Here is a 15,988-nt window from a genome sequence, read left to right on the forward strand (position 1 = left end):
CACTTATGAATTCTCCTATTTCTGTATCTTCTTTAAATGCACAAATTAAATCTCTTTTAGAAACAACTTTTATTCAAGTTTATGTTGAAGGTGAGGTTTCCAATCTTACTTATCATAATTCAGGACATATCTATTTTTCTGTAAAAGATAAAAGTTCAACAATCTCATGTGTGATGTTTAGAGGAAATGCTAAATATTTAAAATTTCAGCTTGAAGTAGGGCAAAAGATTGTTATAACTGGTAATCTTACTGTTTATGCTCCAAGAGGGAATTATCAATTATTATGTAATAAGATTGAACCCTCAGGTCAAGGCGCTTTAGCTCTTGCTTTTGAGCAGCTAAAAAATAAACTAGAAGAGAAGGGATATTTTAATCCTGAAATAAAAAAACAACTTCCTAAATATCCTAAAAAAATTGCCTTAGTAACATCAGCAACTGGTGCTGCAATTGAAGATATGAAAAAAGTTGCATCTCATAGATGGCCTTTAGTAGAATTTATTTTAGTTCCTGCACTTGTTCAAGGTGAAGGTGCCGCTTTTGATATTTCTAATTCTATAAAATATGCAGATAATTTAAACTGCGATATTATGATTGTAGGACGTGGTGGAGGAAGTATAGAAGACTTATGGGCTTTTAATGAGGAAATAGTTGCTAATGCTATTTATGAAGCTTCTACACCTATTATTTCAGCTGTAGGACATGAAGTTGATTATCTTATTTCTGATTTTGTATCTGATGTAAGAGCTGCAACTCCTTCTAATGCTGTTGAAATTGCATTACCAGATATTAATGAACATAGAATTTATCTTGATTCTTTAGCTAATGAATACAATAATAAAATTAAAACGATTTTTTATAATAAAGAACAAGATGTATTTAATTTAAAAAGATTATTTGAACAAAACTCAATAGAATCAAAATTTAATTTTATTACTTCAGAAATCAAATTTTTAAGAAGCTCTTTTGATAATGATATATCTCAAAAGTTAATTAAAGCAAATAATGATTTAGATTTATTAAAAAGAACATTTCAAAATAATTCTGATCAAGTTTTAACTCAGGCTCAAAATCAAATAACATTATTAAAAAATAGTTTTGAATTAAATCATCCAGATAAAAAAGATAAAAAAGGTTTTGTTCAAATAACTAAAGATAATAAAATAATATCTCTAGAGAATCTAAGTACTAATGATGTAATTTCCCTACAAACTCCTAAATATATTGCTATGTGTACCATTAATGAAGTAAAAAAACAATAATTTTTTAAGTTTAGAAAAGATAAAATAAATCTAAATTGAATTGTAATACACAAATATAATTTGTAGTTTACATAGAAGAAGGAAACCAAATTAGTGTTTTCTTAAAACTCTTTATTAAAAATTGGCAAATGTGCATTAAAAAAAGGAATATTTATGGATAACAGAGAAAAAGTAATTGATTATGCTAATACAAGTGAATTTATGACTTTTGAGTTAGGTGCAATGAAATATGCTATTGAACTACCTAAAATTAGAGAGATATTAACTTATCCAGAAATTATTACTACATTACCAAATATTTCAGAATGGGTAAAAGGTCTTATTAACTTAAGAGGTGAAGTTGTACCTATTTTAGATATTAGAATTAAGTTTAACACTAGTGAAAGTGTATATGATGAAAATACATCTGTTATTGCTGTAATTACAGAAGATAGTAGAATGGTTGGAATTGTTGTTGACTTAGTTGATGATGTACAAAGACTTGATACAAGTACTCTAGCACCTGTTTCAGAGATGGGTTCAGCAATTCCTGCTAAATACCTAAAAGGTTATGTTAGATTAGATAATAATGAAATGTTAGTTGTTATGGATATTGAAAAAGTTGTTGCGAAAGAAGAGTTACAAGACTAATTATTGGAAATAAAATGCAAGAAAAAATAGAAAAATTAAGATCACTAAAGTTACTATTTGTTGAAGATGAACAAGATTTATTAGATATTATTAGTGGAGCTTTAGTTAAATTAAAAGCGAACTTCCTTACTGCGAATAATGGGGTTGAAGCTTTAGAAAGATTAGAAGAGAACTCTGATATTGATGCTGTTATTACAGATATTAATATGCCTTATATGAATGGTTTAGAAATGATAAAAAACATGAAAGAAAGAGGTTTAGATATACCTATTATTGTCATGTCAGCTCATACAGAAACTGAATATTTAGAAAAAGCTAAGGAGTTTGGAGTTGATGAATATATTTTAAAACCATTTGATTTTATTAAATTTATTGACCTAATTACAAGTATGGAAATAAAATAGTTTCATGTCTTCAATAGATAAAAAACTGTTAAAAAGATTACAGATTCTATATGTAGAAGATGATCTTGTTGTTCGAAATGAACTAGAACAATTACTTTCAGGTTTCTTCTCTAAAGTTTTTACTGCTAGTAATGGTAGAGAAGGACTAGATACTTATCTAGAAAACAAAGATGAAATAGATATTATTTTAACTGATATTAATATGCCTATTATGAGTGGTATTGATATGGTTAAATATATAAGAGAAAAATCCCCTCAAATTCCCGTAATAGTTGCTACGGCACACTCTGATTCAGAATATTTATCTGAATCAATTAAACTAAAAGTTCAAGATTATATTAACAAACCTGTAGATGTTAGAAACTTACTTAAAGTTATGAATGAATTAGCAAGTGTAATGTATCAAGAATTTATGTTAGAACAACAAACAAAAGAGTTAGAGCAATATAAAGAAGTTATTGATTCTAATAACATTGTTGTTAAAACAGATATTCATATGAATATAACTTACGTAAATGAGCTTTTCTGCCAAATTACAGGTTATGATAAGGATGAACTTTTAGGAGAAGAATTTAAGGTTCTAAGACATCCTGATGCCTCATTAGATATATATACTAATATGTATGCAAAAGTTCTAAATAATAAACCTTGGCATGGGGTATTAAAAAATATTACAAAAGAACATGGAATTTATACAACTGATGCATATGTAATAAATACTCTTGATGATGAAGGTGAAATTACAGGTACTATTTCTATTCAAAGAGATATTACTGATGAAGTAAATAAAAAAAGAGATATTCAATTAGCATTAATGAAAGATAAAAGTGATATTTTTATCCGAAGTAAAGAAGGTTCTGCTGAGCAAAATATAATTATTCGAGAATTAAAAGATCAGCTTGAAAATGCTAAAAATGATTTAAAAAAATCTGAAATTAATAGTGAAAAATATATATATTCTGTTGAAAAATATACTATTGAGAATAAACATCTAAGAAATGAATTATCTACATATAAAAAGAATGAATCTAAAAAAGATTTAGCTCTAAAAGTTTCAAAAGAAAATGCTGATTTAAAATATCAATTAAAAAAATTAAAAGAAGAATTAGCTAATACTAAAGAATCAAAAGAAAAAGAGATAAAACAGTTAAATGCAAATTCTAGAATTGAGATTGAAGATTTAGAAGAGCAATTACGAAATATTACTGAAAAATATGAATGTGTTGAAACAGATGAAGTATTAATTCAGAAGTTAGAATATTGGAAAGAAAAAGCACAAGAAGAAGCTAATAGAGTTGAGAGTTTAGAGAAACAAATTGTAGCACATGGTGACAAAGCTTTTATGAGTAAAATATTTGGTTAAAGAAACAAGTTAAACTTGTTTCTTTATTTAATAGTAATAGATAGTATTTTTTGATCTACTAGTGGTTTATCACCACCACTTCTTCCCGCTGTTGGAGAATTTTCAATTTTTTTAACATTTTCATAACCTTTTGTAACATATCCAAAAATAGTATGTCTTCCATTTAACCAATAAGTTGCTGCTGTTGTAATAAAAAATTGACTTCCATTTGTATTTCTACCTGAGTTTGCCATTGCTAAAACACCTGGTTTATCAAATAGTGCTTTTGATGAAAATTCATCTTCAAAAGCTTTACCCCAAATTGACTCACCACCTCTACCAGTGCCTGTTGGGTCACCACCTTGGATCATAAAGTTTTTAATAACTCTGTGAAAAATTAAACCATTATAGTAACCATTTTTTGCGTGAGTAACAAAATTCTCAACTGCCTTAGGAGCTAGATCAGATCTTAACTCAACTTCAAAATTTCCTTTTGTTGTTTCAAAAACTGCTGTTGGATTAGCTGCTTCTAAAAGTAACATAAATGAACAAAGAATAAAAAATATTTTCTTCATACATAGCCTTTATATGTAAAATAGTATGAATTTAGTATATTATTTTAGATTTAAATGAAAATTAAAATTAGTTTTTTATTAAAATTTAATAAATCTGTGTTAAAATTCGCTGATTTATTATAAATATACAATTTTATATAAGGATAAAAATATGAGTATGCCATCAATTCCGCAACCAACGTTTTACATTTTCAAGTGTGAGCAAGCATCACCACCTGGGATGCCAAAACCTTCATGTGTAAATGAAAATACTAGAGACTTATTTAATCATACTGCACAATCAATGATGCAGAAGGGATTGATGGGACCTGTTCAAGTTGTAAGAACATCATGTTTAGGTAGATGTCAAATGGGACCAGTAATGCTGGTAGAGCCTGGGCATCACATGTACTGTCAGTTATCTAAGGAAAAAATAGATAGAATAATTGAAGAACATATATTAGGTGGAAGCCCTGTTGAAGAGTATTTAATACCAGAACAGTTTTGGGGCGAAGCTGCAAATTTAGGAAGTTAAAAGAGGAATTAAATATATGACATTTGACATGCTATATAGTAAAATTCATAGAGCAACTGTTACGGATGCTAATTTAAACTATGTTGGATCAATTACAATCGATGAAGACTTAATGAAAGCTTCTCATTTAAGAGTAGGGCAAAAAGTTGAGATTGTAAATGTAAATAATGGCGAAAGATTTGCTACTTACGTTATCAAAGGTAAGGCAGGTAGTAAAGATATGTGTTTAAATGGAGCTGCTGCTAGAAAAGTAGAAATTGGCGATAAGATTATTGTTATTGCTTATGCTTCATATAATGAATCTGAATTAGAAGATTATAAACCAACAGTTGTAATTGTTGATGATGAAAATAACATCGATATGATTACAAATGAACTTGTGGGGTCTGATCATGTTTGATGGAATAGATATGAAAAATCTTGATTTAAACTCTATGATGAAACAAGTTCAAGATATGGCGGATAATGCTAAAGAAGAAAATTCTAACAGAATATTCACATCAAAAGCTGGTGGGGGAATGGTAGAAATTTCTATTAATGGTAATTCTGAAGTTATTGATTTACAAATTGATGACTCATTACTAGAAGATAAAGATTCATTACAAATATTACTAATTTCAGCTATGAATGATGTAATTAAACAATCAGACGAAAACAAAAAAATGATGGCTATGAATATGATGGGTGGAATGAACCCATTTGGTCAAAAGTAGAATATGAAAGAAATATTAAACCAATTCGAAGATTACTTATTAAGTAATCTTCCTCAATCAAAATCAATTCACCCTTATTTCGAAGATGCTTTAGGGGATATGTTAAAAGCTGGCGGAAAAAGATTTCGACCAATGCTTTTACTTTCTGTTGTAAAATCAAATAAAAGCTTATTGTTATCAAATTCAATGCCTGTAGCTCTTGGATTAGAAATGTTACATACATACTCTCTAGTTCACGATGATTTACCTGCTATGGATAATGCTGATTTAAGAAGAGGTTTTCAAACACTTCATAAAAAGTATGATGAAGTAACTGCTATTTTAGTTGGGGATGCTTTAAATACAGAAGCCTTTAATCAAATATCTAATGCACCTTTGCACAATGATGTAAAAATTGATTTAATTAAAACTCTAAGTTCTGATGGTGGAATAAATGGAATGATTATAGGTCAAGCAATTGATTGTTATTTTGAAAATCAAAAACTTGAGCTATCTCAACTTGAATTCTTACATATTCATAAAACTGCTAAGTTAATCGCCGCATCTTTAAAAATGGGTGCAATTATAAGTGAATATGATTTAGAAACTCAAGAAAAACTTTATTCTTTTGGAATTGATTTAGGTTTATTATTTCAAATTCAAGATGATATTATTGATGAAACTCAATCTAGTGAAGAAGCTGGAAAAACTACACAAAATGATGAATCTAAAAACTCTTTTGTTAATTTATTAGGTCTTGATGGAGCTTTTAAATCAGCAAATGATTTAGCTTCAAAATGTGAAGAAACTCTAAATACACTTGATTTAACACTTAAAAACTCTCTTGAAGAGTTACTTTTAAAATATATAAATAGACATAAATAAGAGTTTTTTAAACTCTTAGTCTTTTTAACTCAATCTGCTTGACAATTAAACAAAAATTATATAAAATTTAGCACTTAAAAAATAAGAGTGCTAATTTAGCACGTATAAATAAAATTAATAAAACTTGATAAAGGAAATACTATGTTAAAACCATTAGGTAAAAGAGTATTAGTACAAAGAACTGAAGTAGAAGAAAAAACTGCAAGCGGAATTATTCTTGTAGATTCTGCAAAAGAAAAACCAAATACTGCTGTTGTTAAATCAATCGGTGGAGATGTTACTGAATTAAAAGAGGGTGACACAATTGTTTTTGAACAGTTTAGAGGAACTGAGTTTTCTTTAGATGGTGAAGATTATTTAGTATTAGATATTGAAAATATTATAGGAGTTATGTAAGATGGCAAAAGAAGTATTATTTAGTGATGCAGCTAGAAATTCATTATATTCTGGTGTTGAAAAATTAGCAGATGCTGTTAAAGTTACAATGGGACCAAGAGGTAGAAACGTATTATTACAAAAAGCATTTGGTGCTCCTACAATTACAAAAGATGGTGTTTCAGTTGCAAGAGAAATCGAATTAGCTGACACTTTAGAAAATATGGGTGCTCAATTAGTAAAAGAAGTTGCTTCTAAAACTGCTGATGAAGCAGGTGATGGAACTACAACTGCTACAGTTTTAGCTCACTCTGTATTCAAAGAGGGATTAAGAAACGTTACTGCTGGTGCAAATCCAATTATCTTAAAAAGAGGTATGGATAAAGCTACTGAAGCTATCTTAGTTGAATTAAAAGCTGCATCTAAAGTTGTTGCTAATAAAACTGAAATTGAGCAAGTTGCTACTATTTCTGCTAACTCTGACACTGCTATTGGTGCAATGATTGCTGAAGCTATGGATAAAGTTGGAAAAGATGGTGTTATTACTGTTGAAGAAGCTAAAGGTATTTCTGACGAATTAGACGTAGTTGAAGGTATGCAATTTGACAGAGGTTACTTATCTCCTTACTTTGTAACTAATACTGAAAAAATGACTACTGAAATGGAAAATCCATTTATTTTATTATGTGAGAAAAAAATCTCTAACTTAAAAGAAATGTTACCAATTTTAGAAGCTGTTAATCAAACTGGAAGACCTTTATTAATTATTTCAGAAGATGTTGAAGGTGAAGCACTTTCTACATTAGTTGTAAATAGATTAAGAGGATCATTAAACATTGCTGCTGTTAAAGCTCCAGGTTTTGGTGATAGAAGAAAAGCAATGTTAGAAGACATCGCTGTATTAACTGCAGGAACTGTTGTTTCTGAAGAGATGGGAATGAAATTAGAAACTGCTGGTATGGAAGTTCTAGGAACTGCTGCTAGAGTTGTAATTGATAAAGATAACACTACAATCGTAAATGGTTCTGGTGAAGCTGATAAAGTATTAGGAAGAGTTAATCAAATCAAAGCTGAAATTGAATCAACTACTTCTGAGTATGATAAAGAAAAATTACAAGAAAGATTAGCAAAACTTTCTGGTGGGGTTGCAGTTATTAAAGTAGGTGCTGCTTCTGAAACAGAAATGAAAGAGAAAAAAGACAGAGTTGATGATGCATTATCTGCAACAAGAGCTGCTGTTGAAGAAGGTATTGTTATTGGTGGTGGAGCTGCATTAATTAGAGCTGCTGCTAAAGTATCTTTAGAATTAGATGGTGACGAAGCAATTGGTGCTGATATTGTACTAAGAGCTATTAAAGCACCTTTAAAACAAATTGCTACAAATGCTGGTTTTGATGCTGGTGTTGTTGCAAATGAAGTTGAAAAAGCTTCAAATGAAAACTTCGGATTTAATGCTGCAAGTGGAGAATATGTTGATATGTTCGAAGCAGGTATTGTTGATCCTGCTAAAGTTGAAAGAGTTGCAATGCAAAATGCTGTATCTGTTGCGTCTTTATTATTAACAACTGAAGCTACTGTAACTGATATTAAAGCTGATACTCCAGCTGCTCCTGCTATGCCTGATATGGGTGGAATGCCAGGAATGGGTGGTATGGGAATGTAATAAGACTTTTAGTCTTATTCAAGCCTATGTGTTTCTCGATTTTCGAGAAACACACTCATTTACTTCTATATTTTTATTATAAACAACTAATACCATTTTTATAAATTAAAAAATCATTTATCACTTCTTGTCTTGAATCTTTTAAGAACTTTCTTATTTCATTTGATAACTTCATTTTTTCTTTTTTATTTAGGTCTTCAAATGATATTTTAATTGAACCTGATTGTAAAGTAATTATGTTATAGCCTTTACTTGAAAAGTATTTATTAGCTAAATTAGCAAAAGGATGAAAAATTTCAATACTATTAAAAGTTGGTTCCGCTGGTAAAAACTCAAATCCTACAAAAGTATCTTTTTCAAAAGTTCTTTGTGTCATAATATTACCCTTAAGTTTTTTTATTAGTATAGACAAATCAAGAATTTTATTCTCTATCTTATATTTCATTTTTATTATCTTATATTGCTTATATTCTTATCTTGTGTTATAGTAAAGTTATGAAAAGAGATACAAAACACCAAAGAGCACAAATAGTAAATAAAACTTTAAACTATATATATAGATATATTAATACAGATATTTCTTTAGATGAACTAGCAAAATTAAATAGTGTTAGTAAATACCATTTTCATAGAATATTTAAAGAAGAAACAGACGAGAATATTTTTGAAAAAATCACTTCGATCAGGCTTCAAAAGGCAGCAAACCTTCTTATTACTGATAATTATTCAACAATCACTAATATTGCTAACTCTTGTGGTTATGCTTCTCACACTTCATTTATTAAAGCATTTAAAAAACGTTTTACATACACTCCTAGTCAATGGAGAAAAGGTGCTTTTAAAAACTTTACTAAAAACAAATTCGATATAAATGAAGAAACAATAAAAAATTTTGAGGGTTTAGAACCAAAAATAAAAGTTATCCCACAAAAGACATGTGCATATATTAGATTAAAAGGTTATAACGAAGCAAATCTTATAAAAGTATGGCAAAGACTATTGGCATTTGAATATCAAAGTGATCTAAAAAATAGTACGCAAATTGGAATTTACCATGATAGTACTATTATGATTCCATATGATGAGTGTAATTATATTGCAGCACTTGAAGTTGATGATAATTTTGAGTCTACTAACTCAATAAGTAAATTAAAGATTTATGAGTCTTTATGTGCAGTTTTTCATTATGAAGGCAAATATGGAGATATAGAAAGACTTATGATATATATTTATCAATATTGGATGCCAAATAGTGGATATGAAGTTGTAACTTTACCTGCATATGCAGTATTTTCTAAAAACCACTATTTAGAAGAGAATGATACTTTTAGTTTAGATTTTTATGTTCCAATTAGAGTTGTTTAGTAATGAGATTACTGTAAAACTAAAAAAGGGGAAAGACACCTGTCTTTCCCCTTTTTTTATGTGATTTAAATATATTCCGATACATTTAAATATTACTATATAGTAAATTAATTTGATAATTTTACAACAATGTTAAGTGAAAGTCCTTCGTGTCATTAGCACCTCCGTTTTACTTTTGCTATTGACATTATAACATTATTTTAACTGAAGAAAAAATAAAACGAAAAAAAACTACTTATTTAACAAGGGTAATTTAATAGTAAAACAAGCTCCGCTGTAACTTGAATTTTCTTTTTTATATGCAATATTTTTAACTTCTATTGAACCTTCCATACTGTCATTTATAATTCTATGAGTCATGAAAAGCCCTAATCCCGTACCTTGTGCATTATGTTTTGTGGAAAAATATGGCTCAAATAATTTGTCAATAATTTTATTTTCAACACCTTTTGCATTATCATAAATTTTTAAATATCCATATTTATCATCTTTATTTAATTCTATAAATATTTTTTTATCTTCGATATTTTTTTCTATTAAAGCATCTTTTGCATTTGAAATTATATTAACAATTGCTTGAATTAACTCATTTGGATAACCTTTTAGTACAATATCTTCAGAATTATTCTCTATATGAATTTGAATATGATGTGTTTTTATTATTCCATCTAGTAGTGTTAAGTCTTTTTGAATAATATCTTGTAGGGAAAATACTCTTTTTTCTTTATCATCTTTAATAAAGTTTTTAAAGTCATCAATAGTTTGTGATAAGTGATTTGTTGTATGAACTATTTGATCCACTGATTCATTAAAAAAATCATCTGTTAATCTGTCTAGTTCTTTATATAGTTTCATACCACTAGCCGTTGTACAGATAATACTTAGTGGCTGTCTCCATTGATGTGCTATATTTGCAATCATTTGACCCATATCAGCCATTTTTGCTTGTCTTGCTAATAATCTATCTTTTTCTTTTAAGTTAGAGATATCAATAATTGTAGAAATTCTTCTTTTTTTATTATCTAATAAAATTGACTGCCCACTTGCAAATGCAGGAAAAGAAGAACCATCTTTTTTCTGAAAGTTAATTTCATATGTTCTTAATTCATCATGGTTTAAATTAATTAATACTAAATCCTTACTGTCATTAGCAATTAAATCTAATAAGGGTTTCCCAATAATTTCATTTTTGTTTTCATAACCAAGTAAAGACATTCCTAAAAGATTAACGTTTCTACATATGAAGTTTTCATCAGAGATTATAATTCCCTCTGTTAGGGCATTAATAATTCTTTCAATTTCATCATGTTTTTCTTCTAATTGGATATTTTTATTTTCTAACTCTTTTTTTGCTTTTTCAAGTTTATAATTTGTTTGGCTTAATAAAGTAGTATCATAAACATAAACAATTGCAATTTCTTCTTCTAAATCAAAAGGAGAAATAGTGATACTTTGTTGCATATTATAAAAAATAGAGTCTGTGATTTTATTTAGTTTTACATCAAATAAAAACCTATTTTGTTCTGTATTGTAAAAAGTAGATGAGTTTAGTTTTAGACTTGTTTTTACTTTTCTTTTTAAAATCTTTATATTTATATTAGGATAAAAATCAACTATATTTTTATCTATGATTTCTTCAACTTTTATTTTTGTATGAATTTCAAGCCATCTATTCCATAATTTAACATTTAGGTCTTTATCAAGTAATAAAATACCACTATTAATACTTTCGCAGATTAGATTAAATTTATCGTTGTACATGAATTAAAACTCGTCTAAAATTTTATTTATAGCTTTTTTAATATATAAAATTGATTCATCAGTTGCTAGCATTAATAATTGCCCATGAATATTTTGTTCTGCAAATTTTAATTCAGTTGCAATAATAATCACTTGACCATAATTTTCAATCATATTATCTTCAAGTTCATTAGCATCTTTAATTACAGTAATTGAGGGAGGTGCAAAAGTTGCATAAGAGTTCATTTCACTTATAAGAGAACTAATAGTTGTTGATGATAATATATTTGTAATTTCCAAAACAACATCACTTATTTCTTCATTTGATAATTCACCATCATGAACTAAATCAAACTCTTTTGTCATATTTGTAGCAGATTCTTTATTTACAATAAAAAGGTTTTCTCCATTAAAGTCACCATTTATTAATTGTGAACATACAAAATAATCTGAACCATCTAGTTGATTATTCAAATATTCTTTTAGTTTTTTTACATCAATAACTTTAATATTTGGTATTGCTAATGTAGCAAAAGCATCTATAATATCTGCAATTGCTGAACTAGCTGAACCATAAGCAATATTCATTAATTCTTGAAGACAATCTCTTTCATCTTCATTTAATTGAATATTATAGTTCATTGTTGAATCTTTTTAATACTTCTTTCATACTTTCTGGATTAACTGGTTTTTTAATAAAACCTAAGGCACCTAAACTAGAAACTTTTTCCATTGAGCCTTTTTGAATATCAGCAGAAATAACAATTACTTTTGCTTTATTATTAATATTAATAATTTTTTCTAGTGCTTCAAAGCCATCCATAATTGGCATTGTTAAATCTAAAAAAACTAAATCTGGATTTTCTTTTTCATAATTTTCAACTGCTTCTAAACCATTTGAAGCCTCGATAATTTGGTCTTCTTCTGGTAACAGTTGCTTTAATGTTCTTATTACTAATTTTCTAGCAATTTTTGAATCATCTGTAACTAAAATTTTCATTAATAACCTTACATAACTTAGTAATAATAGTTTATCATAAGTTATTTAAAACTTAAAGCTTTAAGAATAGATATCATTAAAAATTTTATAATTTGAAATATCTTTAAATCTTATTTGTAACTATGCTTTGATAGAATGTGTAAAATTAAAGCCTTGGATTAGAAATGAAAGAAAAATTAATTGAGATTGTAAAAGAAGCTGGTGAGATTTTAAAAGATGGATATTTCTCAAAAAAAGATGTTACTTTTAAAGCAACAAAAGACATGGTTACAAAATATGATGTAGCTGTAGAAAACTTTTTGAAAAAAAGATTTTTAGAAGAGTTTAGAGATTTTAATGTAATTGCAGAAGAATCAGATAATACAGATTTAGAATTTAATAATTCAATTATTGTAGATCCAATTGATGGAACAACAAATTTTGTAAATAAAGTACCTCATACTTGCATTTCTGTTGGGGTTTATAAAGATAAAAAACCATTTATAGGAATAGTATATAATCCAATTTTAGATGAATTATATACAGCTGTTGTAGGTGAGGGTGCTTATTTAAATGATGAAAAAATCCAAGTTAGTGATGAAAACGATTTCCAAAAATCTCTTTTATCTACGGGTTTTCCTTACAGTAATGCAACAAATCAAGATGATTTAAATGATGTAATTAAAAAAATGAAAGACATATTACCAAGATGTCAAGATATCAGAAGATTAGGTTCTGCTGCAATTGATTTATGTTTTGTAGCACGTGGTACTTATGAAGGTTATTATGAAATGAATTTAAAAGCATGGGATGTAAGTGCTGGTTTAATTATTTTACAAGAAGCTGGAGGAGTGGTAACAACACTAGATGGTAGTGATTATACATTATTTGAAGACAAATATATTGTTGCTTCAAATAATCATATTCATGATGAATTAATATCTAGTCTAAATCTATAAAATACTCATTTTGTAAATGTTCCAGAGAATTCTGGTGCATTTGCATATATTTATTATCTATGTCTTTATTACATTTGTAAAACTCAATTCCATTTATTATTTTAACTATTGAAAAATCTTTTTTATCTCCATAAGGACTTAACTCTTCAAACATTTCTATATATTTGTCTTGATAATTATTAAGTGAATTATCATGGAAGTTTTCTCTAAAAGTAGAATTATTTATAATTTCAATTTTGTTTTCACTTTCATCATTAACAGCAGGACATAAGGTATCAATATAAATATTATTATCTATGTGACTACTTAAAGGATAGTTTTTACAAATTGAAGATCGTTTATCATAAATACTGCATTTTGAATCTTCTAGAAATCGACAAAAATCTTTTCCATTTGTTAGTAAAATTACTGGTTTTATATATCCAAGTTCTCCAAAAAGAAATAGAATTGGATAGTTTTCATATACCCCTTCAAAATCACTTAGAATTATTTGGGCATAAATTGTTCCTTTTCTTCCATCACAGCAGTTAGCTTCACATGAAGCACAAGAAGAAAAAGTATATTTTTGATTAAGTGTTGTTACAAATTGTTTCATGACTATTTTTATAATATTAAAATTAAAAAAGCACTTAAAATAAAAATTTATTTAAAACAAATTCCTTATCTCTAATAATATTAACTATTATCAAGCATTTTTTTAGCAACTTTTAAATATAATCTTGGATTAAAAATTTAGTATAAGGTATTTATTAATGTGTGGAATTGTTGGTTATGTAGGTAAAAATGATACGACTAAAATACTTCTTGAAGGACTAAAAGAACTTGAATACAGAGGTTATGATTCTGCTGGAATTGCAGTTTTAAACAATGATAAAATTGATGTATTCAAAGCTTTAGGAAAACTTCATAATTTAGAAGAAAAAGTATCATCTAGTGCTACATCTGACTATATCTTAGGTATTGGTCATACAAGATGGGCAACTCATGGGAAGCCAACTGAGTTAAATGCTCACCCACATTTGGGAGAATACTCTTATGTAGTTCATAATGGAATTATTGAAAACTATAAAGAACTAAAAGATGAATTAATAAATAAAGGTCATAAATTTGTATCTCAAACAGATACAGAAGTAATTGTTCATTTATTTGAAAATTATAATAATGACTTAAACGATACAACAAAAGCTTTTGAAGCAACAATAGCAAAATTAGAAGGTGCATTTTCAATTCTTTTAATTACAAAAGCAGATCCTTCTAAAATCTTCTTCTTTAAACATGGAAGCCCATTAATTGTGGCACGTGGTAAAGAAGAGAATGAAGCTTTATTCTCTTCATCTGATGCTCCATTAATTGGCCTTGCTTCTGATGTAGTTTATTTAGAAGATGGAGTTGGTGGTGTAGTTACAAATGGAAATATTGAATTTTTCACTGATGATTATTCATGGTCAACACTTCCAACGTCTAAGCAATTTGCACAAAAAGATGGGTTTAGATTCTTTATGGAAAAAGAGATTTATGAACAAAGTGATGTTGTAAGTGATTGTATGCTTGGAAGAATTCAAGATGAAGAGATTTTATTTGATGAAATTAATGAGTCTTTAATTGATGGAATTAATGAAATAAAAATTTGTGCATGTGGAACTTCTTATCATGCAGGATTAACAGCTTCATATCTTTTTGAAAGACTATCAAAAGTTAAATGTAATGTAGAAATTGCAAGTGAATTTAGATATAAAGATCCTTTATTAACAAAAGATACTTTGTTTATAGTTATTTCTCAAAGTGGTGAAACAGCAGATACTTTAGAAGCTTTAAAAATGGCAAAAAACGCCGGTTTAAAATCTATTGTTGTTTGTAATGTTGATAACTCATCAATGACAAGAACCGCAGATGCTACAATTTTAACAAGAGCAGGAATTGAAAAAGGTGTTGCTTCAACAAAAGCTTTTTCAACTCAAACTGTAGTTTTATGGATGTTAGCTTTATATTTTGCAAAAGCAAAAAAAGTAATAACAAGTGAAAAACTAGAATCTGAAATTCATGCATTAAGAGAAGTTCCTCAATCTTTAATTATTGATGATAAAATGCATGAGAAAACAAAAAGATTATCCAAAAGGTACCTACATGGTCATGGTTTCTTCTTTATTGGGCGGGATGTATTTTTCCCTCTTGCTTTAGAAGGAGCTTTAAAGCTTAAAGAAATTTCATATTTACATGCTGAGGGTTACCCAGCAGGTGAAATGAAACATGGTCCAATTGCATTAGCTGATCCAGAGCTATTTACAATTGCACTTATGCCACAAAATTTACTTTACGATAAAATAAAATCAAATGTTGAGGAATTAAGTGCTAGAGATAGTACTATTTGTTCTATATCACCGCTTGACTTTGAATTAAGTGATGACTTTATAAAAACTAAGAAAACTGATCATTATATGTTAGAATTTTTTGAAATGTTAGTTGCTTTACAGCTTCTATCTATGGAAATATCAGTTAGACTAGGAAATGATGTTGATATGCCAAGAAACTTGGCAAAATCAGTAACTGTAGAATAATAATCGACTTGCTGTTGTATTTGTTATTTTTTTAACAGCAAAAATGTAATT

Annotated in this window: 19 protein-coding genes; 13 read left to right on the top strand and 6 right to left on the bottom strand. The window is 27.8% G+C overall.

Annotated elements, in window-relative coordinates; translation table 11 throughout:
- Nucleotides 1–5 precede the first annotated feature (5 nt).
- The 4 genes from xseA to ALEK_RS03475 all read left to right on the top strand — a co-directional run bounded on the left by xseA (nucleotide 6) and on the right by ALEK_RS03475 (nucleotide 3,656).
- Nucleotides 6–1,259, top strand: a complete 1,254-nt coding sequence (xseA, locus tag ALEK_RS03460; protein WP_071626209.1) for an exodeoxyribonuclease VII large subunit — start codon at nucleotides 6–8, stop codon at nucleotides 1,257–1,259.
- Nucleotides 1,260–1,412: 153 nt separating this feature from the next.
- On the top strand, nucleotides 1,413–1,889 hold the full coding sequence (locus tag ALEK_RS03465; protein WP_071626208.1) for a chemotaxis protein CheW: 477 nt from the start codon (nucleotides 1,413–1,415) through the stop codon (nucleotides 1,887–1,889).
- 14 nt (nucleotides 1,890–1,903) lie between these two features.
- On the top strand, nucleotides 1,904–2,293 hold the full coding sequence (locus tag ALEK_RS03470) for a response regulator (RefSeq protein ID WP_071626207.1): 390 nt from the start codon (nucleotides 1,904–1,906) through the stop codon (nucleotides 2,291–2,293).
- A gap of 4 nt (nucleotides 2,294–2,297) precedes the next feature.
- Nucleotides 2,298–3,656: a response regulator gene (locus ALEK_RS03475; protein ID WP_071626206.1), complete on the top strand. Its 1,359-nt coding sequence runs from the start codon at nucleotides 2,298–2,300 to the stop codon at nucleotides 3,654–3,656.
- A 23-nt stretch (nucleotides 3,657–3,679) separates the two neighbouring features.
- On the opposite strand, the gene ALEK_RS03480 is transcribed toward ALEK_RS03475, so the two are convergent.
- Nucleotides 3,680–4,210, bottom strand: a complete 531-nt coding sequence (locus ALEK_RS03480; RefSeq protein ID WP_071626205.1) for a peptidylprolyl isomerase — start codon at nucleotides 4,208–4,210, stop codon at nucleotides 3,680–3,682.
- Nucleotides 4,211–4,361: 151 nt separating this feature from the next.
- On the opposite strand from ALEK_RS03480, the gene ALEK_RS03485 reads away from it, so the two are divergent.
- From ALEK_RS03485 to groL, 6 genes are all read left to right on the top strand, one after another.
- Nucleotides 4,362–4,724 (top strand): (2Fe-2S) ferredoxin domain-containing protein, encoded by a 363-nt coding sequence (locus ALEK_RS03485; protein WP_071626204.1) that lies wholly within the window; start codon nucleotides 4,362–4,364, stop codon nucleotides 4,722–4,724.
- A gap of 16 nt (nucleotides 4,725–4,740) precedes the next feature.
- Nucleotides 4,741–5,124 carry an aspartate 1-decarboxylase gene (panD, locus tag ALEK_RS03490; protein WP_071626203.1) on the top strand — a complete coding sequence of 128 codons (384 nt, stop codon included), beginning with the start codon at nucleotides 4,741–4,743 and terminating at the stop codon, nucleotides 5,122–5,124.
- Nucleotides 5,117–5,437 (top strand): YbaB/EbfC family nucleoid-associated protein, encoded by a 321-nt coding sequence (locus tag ALEK_RS03495; protein WP_071626202.1) that lies wholly within the window; start codon nucleotides 5,117–5,119, stop codon nucleotides 5,435–5,437. The genes panD and ALEK_RS03495 overlap by 8 nt, the downstream gene beginning before the upstream one ends.
- A gap of 3 nt (nucleotides 5,438–5,440) precedes the next feature.
- On the top strand, nucleotides 5,441–6,301 hold the full coding sequence (locus ALEK_RS03500; protein ID WP_071626201.1) for a polyprenyl synthetase family protein: 861 nt from the start codon (nucleotides 5,441–5,443) through the stop codon (nucleotides 6,299–6,301).
- Nucleotides 6,302–6,442: 141 nt separating this feature from the next.
- Nucleotides 6,443–6,697 carry a co-chaperone GroES gene (locus ALEK_RS03505; protein ID WP_071626200.1) on the top strand — a complete coding sequence of 85 codons (255 nt, stop codon included), beginning with the start codon at nucleotides 6,443–6,445 and terminating at the stop codon, nucleotides 6,695–6,697.
- Nucleotide 6,698: 1 nt separating this feature from the next.
- Nucleotides 6,699–8,339, top strand: a complete 1,641-nt coding sequence (gene groL, locus ALEK_RS03510; RefSeq protein WP_071626199.1) for a chaperonin GroEL — start codon at nucleotides 6,699–6,701, stop codon at nucleotides 8,337–8,339.
- A gap of 76 nt (nucleotides 8,340–8,415) precedes the next feature.
- On the opposite strand, the gene ALEK_RS03515 is transcribed toward groL, so the two are convergent.
- Complete coding sequence (locus ALEK_RS03515) at nucleotides 8,416–8,715, bottom strand: hypothetical protein (RefSeq protein WP_071626198.1); 300 nt, start codon at nucleotides 8,713–8,715, stop codon at nucleotides 8,416–8,418.
- A gap of 119 nt (nucleotides 8,716–8,834) precedes the next feature.
- On the opposite strand from ALEK_RS03515, the gene ALEK_RS03520 reads away from it, so the two are divergent.
- Nucleotides 8,835–9,704, top strand: coding sequence for an AraC family transcriptional regulator (locus ALEK_RS03520; protein WP_071626197.1), 870 nt, complete (start codon nucleotides 8,835–8,837; stop codon nucleotides 9,702–9,704).
- Nucleotides 9,705–9,935: 231 nt separating this feature from the next.
- On the opposite strand, the gene ALEK_RS03525 is transcribed toward ALEK_RS03520, so the two are convergent.
- From ALEK_RS03525 to ALEK_RS03535, 3 genes are read right to left on the bottom strand one after another with little or no spacing between them, the layout of a single operon-like run.
- Nucleotides 9,936–11,465 (bottom strand): PAS domain-containing sensor histidine kinase, encoded by a 1,530-nt coding sequence (locus ALEK_RS03525; protein ID WP_071626196.1) that lies wholly within the window; start codon nucleotides 11,463–11,465, stop codon nucleotides 9,936–9,938.
- A 3-nt stretch (nucleotides 11,466–11,468) separates the two neighbouring features.
- Nucleotides 11,469–12,086 (bottom strand): chemotaxis protein CheC, encoded by a 618-nt coding sequence (locus ALEK_RS03530; protein ID WP_071626195.1) that lies wholly within the window; start codon nucleotides 12,084–12,086, stop codon nucleotides 11,469–11,471.
- A complete protein-coding gene (locus ALEK_RS03535; RefSeq protein WP_071626194.1) occupies nucleotides 12,076–12,444 on the bottom strand; it encodes a response regulator in 369 nt (122 codons plus the stop codon). The genes ALEK_RS03530 and ALEK_RS03535 overlap by 11 nt, the downstream gene beginning before the upstream one ends.
- 164 nt (nucleotides 12,445–12,608) lie before the next feature.
- Here ALEK_RS03535 and ALEK_RS03540 point away from each other — a divergent pair, with 164 nt between their 5' ends.
- A complete protein-coding gene (locus tag ALEK_RS03540) occupies nucleotides 12,609–13,382 on the top strand; it encodes an inositol monophosphatase family protein (protein WP_071626193.1) in 774 nt (257 codons plus the stop codon).
- Here ALEK_RS03540 and ALEK_RS03545 read toward each other — a convergent pair.
- Entirely contained in the window at nucleotides 13,366–13,977 is a 612-nt protein-coding gene (locus ALEK_RS03545) for a YkgJ family cysteine cluster protein (RefSeq protein WP_071626192.1), read from the bottom strand. The genes ALEK_RS03540 and ALEK_RS03545 overlap by 17 nt on opposite strands.
- Before the next feature lie 157 nt (nucleotides 13,978–14,134).
- Here ALEK_RS03545 and glmS point away from each other — a divergent pair, with 157 nt between their 5' ends.
- Complete coding sequence (glmS, locus tag ALEK_RS03550; protein WP_071626191.1) at nucleotides 14,135–15,937, top strand: glutamine--fructose-6-phosphate transaminase (isomerizing); 1,803 nt, start codon at nucleotides 14,135–14,137, stop codon at nucleotides 15,935–15,937.
- Nucleotides 15,938–15,988 lie beyond the last annotated feature (51 nt).

Source organism: Poseidonibacter lekithochrous (assembly GCF_013283835.1).
GTDB lineage: Bacteria > Campylobacterota > Campylobacteria > Campylobacterales > Arcobacteraceae > Poseidonibacter > Poseidonibacter lekithochrous.

What these genes read in the sequence shown, in the direction of transcription:
- xseA (WP_071626209.1), top strand. Translation starts at nt 6, where the DNA reads ATGAATTCTCCTATTTCTGTATCTTCTTTAAATGCACAAATTAAATCT.
- ALEK_RS03465 (WP_071626208.1), top strand. Translation starts at nt 1,413, where the DNA reads ATGGATAACAGAGAAAAAGTAATTGATTATGCTAATACAAGTGAATTT.
- ALEK_RS03470 (WP_071626207.1), top strand. Translation starts at nt 1,904, where the DNA reads ATGCAAGAAAAAATAGAAAAATTAAGATCACTAAAGTTACTATTTGTT.
- ALEK_RS03475 (WP_071626206.1), top strand. Translation starts at nt 2,298, where the DNA reads ATGTCTTCAATAGATAAAAAACTGTTAAAAAGATTACAGATTCTATAT.
- ALEK_RS03480 (WP_071626205.1), bottom strand. Translation starts at nt 4,210, where the DNA reads ATGAAGAAAATATTTTTTATTCTTTGTTCATTTATGTTACTTTTAGAA.
- ALEK_RS03485 (WP_071626204.1), top strand. Translation starts at nt 4,362, where the DNA reads ATGAGTATGCCATCAATTCCGCAACCAACGTTTTACATTTTCAAGTGT.
- panD (WP_071626203.1), top strand. Translation starts at nt 4,741, where the DNA reads ATGACATTTGACATGCTATATAGTAAAATTCATAGAGCAACTGTTACG.
- ALEK_RS03495 (WP_071626202.1), top strand. Translation starts at nt 5,117, where the DNA reads ATGTTTGATGGAATAGATATGAAAAATCTTGATTTAAACTCTATGATG.
- ALEK_RS03500 (WP_071626201.1), top strand. Translation starts at nt 5,441, where the DNA reads ATGAAAGAAATATTAAACCAATTCGAAGATTACTTATTAAGTAATCTT.
- ALEK_RS03505 (WP_071626200.1), top strand. Translation starts at nt 6,443, where the DNA reads ATGTTAAAACCATTAGGTAAAAGAGTATTAGTACAAAGAACTGAAGTA.
- groL (WP_071626199.1), top strand. Translation starts at nt 6,699, where the DNA reads ATGGCAAAAGAAGTATTATTTAGTGATGCAGCTAGAAATTCATTATAT.
- ALEK_RS03515 (WP_071626198.1), bottom strand. Translation starts at nt 8,715, where the DNA reads ATGACACAAAGAACTTTTGAAAAAGATACTTTTGTAGGATTTGAGTTT.
- ALEK_RS03520 (WP_071626197.1), top strand. Translation starts at nt 8,835, where the DNA reads ATGAAAAGAGATACAAAACACCAAAGAGCACAAATAGTAAATAAAACT.
- ALEK_RS03525 (WP_071626196.1), bottom strand. Translation starts at nt 11,465, where the DNA reads ATGTACAACGATAAATTTAATCTAATCTGCGAAAGTATTAATAGTGGT.
- ALEK_RS03530 (WP_071626195.1), bottom strand. Translation starts at nt 12,086, where the DNA reads ATGAACTATAATATTCAATTAAATGAAGATGAAAGAGATTGTCTTCAA.
- ALEK_RS03535 (WP_071626194.1), bottom strand. Translation starts at nt 12,444, where the DNA reads ATGAAAATTTTAGTTACAGATGATTCAAAAATTGCTAGAAAATTAGTA.
- ALEK_RS03540 (WP_071626193.1), top strand. Translation starts at nt 12,609, where the DNA reads ATGAAAGAAAAATTAATTGAGATTGTAAAAGAAGCTGGTGAGATTTTA.
- ALEK_RS03545 (WP_071626192.1), bottom strand. Translation starts at nt 13,977, where the DNA reads ATGAAACAATTTGTAACAACACTTAATCAAAAATATACTTTTTCTTCT.
- glmS (WP_071626191.1), top strand. Translation starts at nt 14,135, where the DNA reads ATGTGTGGAATTGTTGGTTATGTAGGTAAAAATGATACGACTAAAATA.